We start from the raw sequence: 4,447 nt of genomic DNA on the forward strand, positions 1-4,447 counted from the left end.
TCCTTGAGGGACTCTGGGTCCCTCAAGGAGGCCCCCACGGCTTTGCGCTGCGGGCGGCGGGGCGGCTCTGCGCGGCGGCACCGAGGGACGCCCCGGGTGCGTTCAACGCACCGAGGGACGCCCTCGCCGCACCCAACGCACCGAAGGCGTCCCTCGGTGCGTCCGGCCCCACACGCCGGGTTCGCGCGAACGTCCCGAACGACTGCTCGGCGGGTCGGCGCGGTCATGAGCCCCGAAACCATGCGGAAGCGACCCAGGGAAGGTCCGTGAAGGCCTCCATACCGGCGTTGAGCGCCGTGAAGGAGGCCTTCACGAACTTTCAGGCGAGGCGTCAGCAGTGTGGGGTGGAGCCGGGGGTGGAGAGGCGCGGGGCGGCGCCGGTGGTCGTGGTGGTGTCGGTGACGCAGTAGCCGTCGACGTTCTGGAAGCCGACGTCGAACGGGCTCTTTCCACCGCGCTGCACGGTGAACCGGTCGAAGGCGATACCGGAGCTGTTGTTCGCGATGATCGCCGGGCGGCCGTCGTCCTTCGCGAATTTCACCGCACCGCCGTCGAACCGGATGCCGGACGCGTAGTGCAGGTACCAGCCGAACGCGGGGCGCGTGCCGATGCTCTTCGGGTTGTAGTCGGTGGCGTTGTTGCTCGGCACATCCGTGGACATCGTTCCGTTGCCGCCCGGCACGGTGAGATCGACGTTCGTGAACCGCACATCGCTGACCCGGTTCGCGGTACCGGCACCCCAGATCGTCGGGCTGAACGACCCGCCACCGGTGTAGGTGCCCTTGATGTTCTCGAAGGTGATCCCGCTGATCGAACCGACACCCGGATCGTTCCCGCACCGTTTCCGGGTCCCGATCTTCAGCATGATCGGCGAGTACGTCCCGGACATCGTGATGTTCCGGTAGTGCACGTCGGAGATCTTCGCGCCGTCCATGGAAACCATGCCCAGCCCCGATTTGTGCGCCCCGGTGATGACGACGTCGGAGAACTGGTACCCGGTGAAGTCACCACAGGTTTCCGAGCCGAACATCAGCGCGTTGCAACACACCGCCGAGAGTTTCGCGCCGGTCACCGTGACATCGCCGTTCGGGAGCTTCTTCCCGAGCGCGTAGTCGCTTTTGAACACGAGCGCGTCGTCGTTCGCGGCGACCGTGATGTTCGTGATGCGCACGTGTGTGGTGCTGATGATGTTCCAGCCGTCCCGGTCGCCCGCCGTATCGATGACCAGGTGATCCGAGACGACGTTCTTACAGCCGTTGATCAGCGCCGCGAAATGTCCGCCACGCCGCAGCTTGATCCCGTTCAGGGTGAGACCGTCGCACCGGGTCAGCGACAGGATCTTGTCGGCCTCGCCGCTTTTCGGGTTCCCGGTGATCAGGTGGCCGCCGCCGTCGATCGTGCCGGAGCCGGTGAAGGCGATGTTGGTGAGTCCGTCCCCGAAGAACATCGCGTCGTGGAAATGGCTGTGCCCGTAGTCCTGGTACTCGTCCCACTGATTGGGTTCGGCTTTGTCGTACGTCTTCGCGCCGTCCCCGAGAATCGTGGCACCGGCGTCCAGCTGGATCGTGACGTTGCTCTTCAGGTGGACCGTGTTGGCCGACTTGTAAGTACCGGGCGGAAAACGCACGGTCCCACCACCCGCGCCGCCCGCCGCGGTGATCGCCTTGTCGATCGCCGCGGAATCGTTGGCGGAGCCGTTTCCCTTGGCGCCGTAGTCCTTGACGTCGACCACGCCACCGGACACCGCAGCAGAAACCTGCGTACCAGCGAGGACCAGTCCGGCCGCCATGAGCAACGCGACCAGGCCTTTTCTCTTCGTTTTCACGGGGATACCGCCTCTGTCGTGAGGAGAATTTCGGGACACGACGGCGGAAAGCCCAGAATACGAGTAAGGAGGGTCCCGCACCACCCCCAGATGGGCGCGGGACCCTCCCGGTGTTCCACCCACGGTGAAACAGCCTCGAGGAGACGGAACTCAGACAGCGGACGAGACGCCCGAGTTCCGTCCTGTAACCCGCGTCACACCTTCTGCAAACCGGGTTTGCCCGCCTGCACGGCGAAACCGACGTCCGGCTTGATGGTGATCTTCGCGGGGTCGTGCTCGGTCGTGTCGGACACGACGACGAAGTCGGCCCGCAGCTGCGCGGCGGTGGCGTCCACCCGGACGTAGCCGCGCTTTCCCTGGCAGTACTTGATGTGCGGGTTGTTCGCCAGCCACGCCGCGCTGGGCGGGGTCGCGGTGTCGCTGTTGCTCGTGACCGAAGTGGTCACCAGCTCCGAGCCGACGATCGGGTCGCTGTGGTCGTAATAGTCCTTGCGCAGGTCCGCGGCCCAGTGCCGGTGGACGTCGCCGGTCAGTACGATCGGGTTCGGCACCTTGCGATCGATCCAGCCCTGGGTGATGCGGTCGCGGGAGGCCTGGTAGCCGTCCCAGGAATCCGGGCTCTCGCAGGTGTCCTTCTTGCCGTCGCCGTCGCGCTGCGCGAAGAACACTTGCTGGCCAAGGAAATCCCAGGTCGCCGGATGCGTCTCGAACGCCTTGAGCAGCCACTGTTCCTGTGCCGAACCGGTGATCGTCCGCGCCGGGTCGCGGTAGGGACCGCACGCCGTGCCGGACACCTGCGCACTCCGGTACTGCCGCGTATCCATCATGTGGAAGCGCGCCAGGTTGCCCCACAGGAACTGGCGGTACAGCTGGATCGAGGCGCCGTTCGGCTTGGCCGTGGCCCGGATCGGCATGTGCTCGTAGAACGCCTGGAACCCGGCCGCCTTGCGCGCGGCGGGCGCGGGGCTGGTCGTGCCGTTCCAGTTGTTCATCACCTCGTGGTCGTCGAACACGACCATCCACGGGGCGAGCGCGTGCGCGGCCTGGAGATCGGCGTCGGTCTTGTGCTGCCCGTGCCGGGCCCGGTAGAGCGCGAGCGTGTCGGCGTCGTCCGGGACAGCGAGGCGACGCGGGTTGAGCTCGGCCTTGGCGCGGCCGGACTTCTTCTCGTAGATGTAGTCGCCGAGGAACAACACCAGGTCGGGATTGTCGGCGACGACGCCCTTGTACGCGTGGTACCAGCCTTCCTCCCAGTGCTGACACGAGGTGAAGCAGTACCTCAGCTGGTTGACCGCGGCGCCGGCGGCGGGCGCGGTGCGCGTCCGGCCGACCGGCGAGAGGTAGCCGGACGTCTTGAAGCGGTAGAAGTATTCGCGCGCGGGCTCCAGACCCGCCGGTTCGACGTGCACGCTGTGTGCCGACGCCCTGGCCGCCGTCACCGTGCCACGCTGCACCACCGTCGTGAACGCCTCGTCCTTGGCGATCTCCCAGTCGACGGCATACGACGCGTCGGGCATTCCGCCGTAGCCGTCGGCGTTCAGCGGCGCGGGTGCGAGGCGGGTCCACAGCACGACGCTGTCGGGCAGCGGGTCGCCCGAGGCGACGCCCAGCTGGAACGGGTCGTGGATCGGCGGTGCCGCCGCGGTGGTGCGTGCGCTGGCCCACGACGGCAGCGACGCGGGCAGCGCGACGGCGCCCGCCGCGGCCAGCCCGCCCAGCAGCACCGATCGCCGGTTCACTCGGCCCATGGCAAAACCCCTTCGTGGGAACATTCAGTGGTGGGGACTTCGGTGGAAGAGAAAGCGCTTACGCGGCGAAGTCGGTGAGACCGGCGCTGCACGCTTCGAGCGTGGGATTCGTGGCCGCGTAATGGCCCACGCAGGCCTTGTAGAAGACCCAGCCGCCCTTGGGCACGGAAACGGCCTTGTCGACGACCGTGCCGTTGCCGCCGGAGTTCCACACGTAGAACGGGCCGGCGCCGCCCTTGAGCCAGTACGCGACCACGGCGGACTTGCCGTCCGCTTCGCTGTCGTACACCAGGAAATGCGCGTCCGAGGACCGGAACTGGCCCTCCCCCGCGCAGGTCCCGGCCGAGCACTGGGCGCTGCCACTGCCGACACCGCAATCGGGGGCGACGCGGGTGTCCGCGCCGGTCTTGACGTAGGCGTCGGAGATGTACCCGCCGAGTGCGGGCACGTAGTCCCACAGCGTCGAGGTCCCGAGCGGACCGGTCACCTTCGTGCCGGTGGTCTGGCAGTCGATACTCACCGTCGCGCCGTTGGCCACGGTCCGTACCGAGGTCGCCGCGGTGTTCGCCGCGCGACGGACGTTGAGGGGGTCACCCGCCGTGGTCACCGTCCCGGACACCGCCGCCGACGCGGGGAGCGCGCCGGCCAACGTCAACGCACCGGCCGTGGCCAGGACGATCCCGAAACCGGCGAGACGTCGTAACTTCGAACGCACCATGAGCCGAGCCTGACGAGCGGGCATACACGACTCGTACAAATCGCCGGTGCCCCGCGCCCCCCCGCGCGGGCCCCCCCACAGGATTACGCAAAAACCCCCAAACCCCCAAACACACGCGGCCCCGGGGGGATAGGCGCGCGGGGGGGCAGCGCCCCC

At 67.9% G+C, this 4,447-nt stretch carries 3 protein-coding genes; all 3 read right to left on the reverse strand.

Features of this window, described 5'->3' with window-relative positions:
* Positions 1-331: 331 nt before the first annotated feature.
* Positions 332-1,825 carry a glycoside hydrolase family 28 protein gene (locus ACFWY9_RS42430; protein ID WP_378322777.1) on the reverse strand — a complete coding sequence of 498 codons (1,494 nt, stop codon included), beginning with the start codon at positions 1,823-1,825 and terminating at the stop codon, positions 332-334.
* A 194-nt stretch (positions 1,826-2,019) separates the two neighbouring features.
* Positions 2,020-3,573, reverse strand: a complete 1,554-nt coding sequence (locus ACFWY9_RS42435) for an alkaline phosphatase D family protein (RefSeq protein ID WP_378322778.1) — start codon at positions 3,571-3,573, stop codon at positions 2,020-2,022.
* Positions 3,574-3,631: 58 nt separating this feature from the next.
* Positions 3,632-4,291, reverse strand: coding sequence for a hypothetical protein (locus ACFWY9_RS42440; RefSeq protein ID WP_378322779.1), 660 nt, complete (start codon positions 4,289-4,291; stop codon positions 3,632-3,634).
* Positions 4,292-4,447: the final 156 nt, after the last annotated feature.

Origin of the sequence: Amycolatopsis sp. NPDC059027 (assembly GCF_042739735.1) — a bacterium.
Lineage (GTDB): Bacteria > Actinomycetota > Actinomycetes > Mycobacteriales > Pseudonocardiaceae > Amycolatopsis.